The 5,379-nt window shown below is 67.8% G+C and carries 3 protein-coding genes and 3 pseudogenes; 1 reads left to right on the top strand and 5 read right to left on the bottom strand.

Going from position 1 to position 5,379, the window contains the following annotated elements:
• Window positions 1-152: 152 nt before the first annotated feature.
• The 3 genes and pseudogenes from JCM9942_RS10485 to JCM9942_RS10475 all read right to left on the bottom strand — a co-directional run bounded on the left by JCM9942_RS10485 (window position 153) and on the right by JCM9942_RS10475 (window position 3,205).
• Window positions 153-895: pseudogene (locus tag JCM9942_RS10485) on the bottom strand (pseudouridine synthase).
• Window positions 892-2,558, bottom strand: a pseudogene (ubiB, locus tag JCM9942_RS10480) (ubiquinone biosynthesis regulatory protein kinase UbiB). Before ubiB ends, JCM9942_RS10485 begins: the two co-directional pseudogenes overlap by 4 nt.
• Window positions 2,555-3,205 (bottom strand): ubiquinone biosynthesis accessory factor UbiJ, encoded by a 651-nt coding sequence (locus JCM9942_RS10475; protein WP_054659518.1) that lies wholly within the window; start codon window positions 3,203-3,205, stop codon window positions 2,555-2,557. Before JCM9942_RS10475 ends, ubiB begins: the two are co-directional and overlap by 4 nt.
• 144 nt (window positions 3,206-3,349) lie before the next feature.
• Here JCM9942_RS10475 and ddlA point away from each other — a divergent pair.
• A pseudogene (gene ddlA / locus JCM9942_RS10470) lies at window positions 3,350-4,452 on the top strand (D-alanine--D-alanine ligase).
• Between the two features lie 201 nt (window positions 4,453-4,653).
• On the opposite strand, the gene JCM9942_RS18330 reads toward ddlA, so the two are convergent.
• Together JCM9942_RS18330 and JCM9942_RS10465 are read right to left on the bottom strand one after the other, a co-directional pair.
• Window positions 4,654-4,809, bottom strand: coding sequence for a DUF1328 domain-containing protein (locus tag JCM9942_RS18330; RefSeq protein ID WP_083468499.1), 156 nt, complete (start codon window positions 4,807-4,809; stop codon window positions 4,654-4,656).
• Window positions 4,810-4,903: 94 nt separating this feature from the next.
• A partial coding sequence (locus JCM9942_RS10465) for a Rossmann-fold NAD(P)-binding domain-containing protein (protein WP_484600225.1) occupies window positions 4,904-5,379 on the bottom strand: 476 nt, incomplete at its 5' end.

Below are 5,379 nucleotides of genomic sequence, written 5' to 3'. Positions count from 1 at the left end.
CTCCGGCCGGTCGGCAAGGCCGCCAGAGCGGCGGCTGGCCTTTCGGCTGTCATGCCAGCGCCCGAAGCGTGCCGCCCTGGCCCGCCAGGCAGCTCAAAGCAGCGGAGAGATACGGGCTACACCGGCCGCCCCCGCGTAGCGCCAGGGGCGCGTCAGGCCTGGCCGAGCTGCCAGCCGAACAGGTCCAGCGCCTTCCGGAACTCACGATCCAGCGGGGCGTGTACTTCGATGCGGCGCCCGTCCTGCGGGTGCGGGAAGGCCAGGCGCTCGGCGTGCAGCAGCATGCGGTGCACGCCCTGCATACGGAAGCTGCGGTTGTGCCGGCCGTCACCATGCTTGTGTCGCCGATCAGGTGGTGGAACATGTGCTTGAGGTGCCGGCGGATCTGGCGGAACCGCCCGGTCTGCGGCTGGCAGCGCAGTAGCGCATAGCGCGAGGTCGGAAAGCCCGCCGACGGAACCGGCAGCTCCCCTTCCAGTAGTTTCTGGAAATGGGTGATGGCCGGCTTCTTCACCGGCTTGCCGGGGCCGCCATCCAGATCGTGATCGACGGTAAAAGCCGCTTCGGCCGGCCAGCCGCGGCATACGGCCAGATAATCCTTCTCCACCTCGCCCCCCATCAGCGCCTTGCCCAGCACGCTGGCGCTGTCGCGGTCGAAGGCCAGCAGCAGGCAGCCGCTGGTGGCGCGATCCAGGCGGTGCACCAGGAAGATCGGCTTGCCCAGCTGCTCGCGCAGCCGGTCGGCCAGGAAGTCATCCTCGCCACGCGCGAGCTTGCTGTCGTGGACCATCAGCCCGGCCGGCTTGTTGACCACCGCCAGCCACGGGTCTTCGTACAGCAGCGGCAAGGGCTCGAAAACCACCGGTTCCACCGCCTGCTCCAGCGCCTCGCTCATCGACGCAGCCACGCCGACGCCAATGCCAGCACGCCAACACCCCCGGTGATCCACGACCACACCGGGATGGACGCCAGCTGCGGGCCACCGGCCTGCAAGCCGTACAGCAGCGCCGACACCACCACCAGCCCGACTCCGGTCACAGCGGTAATCACGCGCCGCTGCATGCGCTTGAGCGTGTCATTGAGCGTGACGATGTCCTGCGAGCGCATCGCCAGCTCATGTTTGCCTTCCACCTGCTGGCGCAGCCAGCTGTGCAGCAGCGCCGGCATGTCCGGCGCCTGGGTCATGATTTCCGGCAGGCGCTTGCGCAGCTCCTTCAGCGCGCGGCGCGGGCTGTAGCGCTCGCGCAGGATGCGTTCGAGCACCGGCTTGGCCACTTCCCAGATGTCCAGGTTCGGATCGAGCTGGCGACCTACACCCTCGATGTTGAGCAAGGTCTTCTGCAGCAGGATCAGCTGCGGCTGCAGGGTCAGCTGGTAACGCTGGGCGGTGCGGAACAGCTTCATCAGCACTTCGGCCAGCGAGATCTGCGACAGCGGCCGGGTGAAGTAGGGCTCGCAGACCGCGCGTACGGCGGCCTCCAGCTCGTCGATCCGCACCGTGGCCGGCATCCACTGCGCCTGCAGGTGCAGCTCGGCGATGCGGCGGTAGTCGCGGTTGAAGATGGCCATGAAGTTCTCGGCCAGGTAGAACTGGTCCTCTTCCGAGAGCTGGCCCATGATGCCGAAGTCCAGCGCGATGAAGCGCGGGTTGCCGCGGCGCGCCGGATCGAGGTCGACCCAGATGTTGCCGGCGTGCGCATCGGCGTGGAAGAAGTTGTCGCGGAACACCTGCGTGTAGAACACGCGCACGCCCTTGGCCGCCAGCGCCTTGCGGTCGATGCCGGACTTGTCCAGCGCGACGATGTCGTCGGAGGGAATGCCCCAGACACGTTCCAGGGTGAGCGCGCGTTCGGCGGTGTGGCTCCAGATCACCTCCGGCACGTACAGGTCGTCGGAGTTTTCCCAGAAGCGGCGCAGCACGCTGGCGTTGGCGCCTTCGCGCTGCAGGTCCAGCTCGGCCGCCAGGGTGGTCTCGATCTCGGCCACCACTTCGCGCGGACGGATCTTGTCGGCGCGCGGATGGGTGCGCTCGACCAGCGCGGCCAGCGACTTGAGCAGGGCGATGTCACCGGCGATCTGCTTTTCGATATCCGGGCGCAGCACCTTGACCACCACCTGGCGGCCGTCGTCGAGGGTTGCGGCATGCACCTGCGCGATCGAGGCCGAGGCCAGCGGCGTGGTGTCGAAGCTGGCGAAGGCTCGGTGATCGGCAGGCCCAGCGCCTGCTCGACGATCCGCAGCGCCTGCTCGCCGTCGAACGGCTTGACCCGGTCCTGCAGCAGGGTCAGCTCGACGGCGACATCCGGCGGGACCAGATCGCGTCGTGTGGACAGAATCTGCCCGAACTTGACGAAGATCGGTCCCAGCTCCTGCAGCGCCAGACGCAGCCGGGCACCGCGCGACTGTGAGGCGATATCGGCACTGGCGCGCGGCACGAACGGCTTGGCCACGCGCAGCCAGCGCTCGACCGGAGTGCCATCCAGCAGGTCGTCCAGACGGTAACGCAGGATCACCCGGCCGATGCGGCTGGCGCGGAACATGGCGCGGGTTGCCTTCATGCGGCACCCCCGGCGCGCTGGCGCAGGCGCGCGATGCGCGCGGCCATGCGCTCGACGTCGTCACGGATCACGTCCACATCGTCATGGAAGGCCTCCAGTTCGGCGCGGGCCACCACATCACGCGATTCCTCGGTGACATACTCGGCGGCGGTCTCGGCCAGATCCCTGGCACTGCGGCGGGCCTGTGCCAGCGCCGCGCGCAGGGTCTGCGCGATCTGCACCCCCAGCACCTCACCGAACGCCTTGACGAACGGCTGCTGCCAGTCCGGATCGAAGCGCATGGCCAGCTGCTGCAGGCGACGGGCGAGCTCGGCGTCACCGGAGACTTTCACCCGGCCGGCCGGCGCGCTGTTGCCGCGCCGCGCGTTGGCCAGGAATGGCAGCTGCGCCAGAACACCTCCCAGGGTGCTGCGCACGGCCAGGTCCGGCTCCAGCGAGGGGTCCACCGGGCCGACGGTCAGGCGCTGGCCGCTGACTCCGATCTGCATCGCCAGCGACGGCGATTCCAGGGTCAGGGCGATGCGCTGGCCATCGAGCGGGGCCAATGCGGTGCGGGTATCCGGGTCCAGCGCGAGTGCACGGTTGAGCGCCACTTCCAGCGCACGGCCGGCCAGCGGCTTGATCACATTGAAGGGGGATGCAGGCATGGCGGGCATTCTACCTGCCCGCGCAAGCGCATCGCCGCACGTGGATTAATCGACAGATAACCGCCACGCGCCCGCGCAGGCGGACGCCGGAAGGTTCATGCTATGCATATTCCCTTCAACACACGCGGCAGGAGCACACAGGCAATGGGCAAGACCCGGGTTGGCATCATCTTCGGCGGTCGTTCGGCCGAGCACGAGGTCTCGCTGCAATCGGCGAAAAACATCTTCGATGCGCTGGACAAGGACCGGTTCGACGTCAGCCTGATCGGCATCGACAAGCAGGGCCTGTGGCACCTGTGCGATGCGGCCAATTTCCTGCACAACGCCGAGGACCCCAAGCGCATCGCGCTGGATACCTCCGGCCCGGTACTGTCGGTGCTGCCGGGCGCCGAGCGCGGCCAGCTGCTGGCCGCCGATGGCCGCGAGGTGCCGCAGCTGGATGTGGTGTTCCCGATCGTGCACGGCACCCTGGGCGAGGACGGCACCCTGCAGGGCCTGCTGCGTACGCTGAACCTGCCGTTTGCCGGCCCCGGCGTGCTCGGTTCGGCCGCGGCGATGGACAAGGATGTGGCCAAGCGCCTGTTGCGCGATGCCGGACTGGCGGTGGCGCCGTTTGCCTGTTTCAACCGGGTCAGCGCCGCGCAGGCCAGTTACGAGACGCTGGTCGCCCAGCTGGGCTCGCCGCTGTTCGTCAAACCGGCCAACCAGGCTCCTCGGTGGGCGTGAGCAAGGTGCGCAATGCCGCCGAGTTCGCCACCGCGCTGGCACTGGCGCTGTCGTTCGACCACAAGGTGCTGGTGGAATCGGCCATTGCCGGGCGCGAGATCGAATGTGCGGTGCTCGGCAACGAGGTCCCCGAGGCCAGCGTCTGCGGCGAAGTGGTGGTGCATGACGATTTCTACGCCTATGACACCAAGTACATCAGCGCCAGCGGCGCGGAGACAGTGATCCCGGCCGACATCAGCGCCGACGCGCAGCAGCGTATCCGCCAGATCGCCGTGCGCGCCTACCAGGCGCTGGACTGCATCGGCATGGCGCGGGTGGACGTGTTCCTCACCGCGACCGGTGAGGTGGTCATCAACGAGCTGAACACCCTGCCCGGCTTCACCAAGATCAGCATGTATCCCAAGCTGTGGGGGGCCAGCGGGCGGGGCTACACCGCGCTGATCACCCGGCTGATCGAACTGGCGCTGGAACGCCACGCCGCGGACAAGGCCCTGAGCAGCTCGATCAACGCTCTGGCCTGACCACAGGCGATCAGGCCGGTGATGCGCCGCGCGCCATCACCGCCGGGTCCCTATCGCCCGCATCGTGACCGCCTAGGCCGTACGGTGCCGAGGGCAAGAGCGTGATCTGCCGCGAACGACCGCGGCCCGCCGGATAAAGGAAAAGAAACGGCCCGCACCGGTCACCCGGGCGGGCCGTCGTCGTGCAGGGCGATCGTGCGATCAGACTTTCTTGCGGAACAGCGAGATCACCGCAAGGATCAGGAACACCACGAACAGGATCCACGCGATATTGCTGGCAGCGCCGGCGATACCGCTGAAGCCCAGTACCGCGGCGATGATGGCGATCACAAAGAAGACGACGGCGTAATGGAGCATGGGAAAGTTCCGCTGTTTGGACACGCGGTGCATCTTCCATGTCCGGCGGTCGCGACACGGTGATCGCGACGTGATAGCGGCATGACGACGCAGCTCAACCGGCAGTGGTCGCCGCTGCCAAGCGACGCAACCCCTCTTCAATCGACACCTTCGGCACGTAGCCGAAATCGCGGCGCGCCGGCTCCATCGAATACCAGTGCGGCGTGCACAGCTGCTCGGCCAGAAAACGCGTCATCGGCGGCTCGCCACGCAGCCGCAGCAGCGGCCACAGCTTTTCGCAGACCGCGCCAATGCGGTAGGCGGCCTTGAACGAGATCGTCTTGTCCACCGCCGGCGCGCCCACCGCGGCCAGCAGCCGGTTGAGCAGTTCGCGCATCGGCAGCGGCTCGCCATTGGAGATGAAGTAGGCCTTGCCGGCACAGGCCGCACCGACCACCAGATGGTCGAACGCATCAAAGTGCGCCTGCGCGGCATTGTCGATGAACGTGGTATCGACCTTGTTGCTGCCGTCGCCGACAAAACGCAGGCGCCCGGCCCTGGCCCGCTGTGCCAGACGCGGCACCAGCTGGT

Origin of the sequence: Stenotrophomonas pictorum JCM 9942 (genome assembly GCF_001310775.1) — a bacterium.
GTDB classification, from domain to species: domain Bacteria; phylum Pseudomonadota; class Gammaproteobacteria; order Xanthomonadales; family Xanthomonadaceae; genus Stenotrophomonas; species Stenotrophomonas pictorum.
The sequence above is the reverse complement of the archived record's forward strand: the minus strand, read 5'-3'. Positions and strand labels throughout refer to the sequence as shown.

Excerpts from the sequence above, each read along its gene's own strand:
- JCM9942_RS18330 (WP_083468499.1), bottom strand. The coding sequence starts at position 4,809 with ATGCTCCATTACGCCGTCGTCTTCTTTGTGATCGCCATCATCGCCGCG.
- JCM9942_RS10475 (WP_054659518.1), bottom strand. The coding sequence starts at position 3,205 with ATGCCTGCATCCCCCTTCAATGTGATCAAGCCGCTGGCCGGCCGTGCG.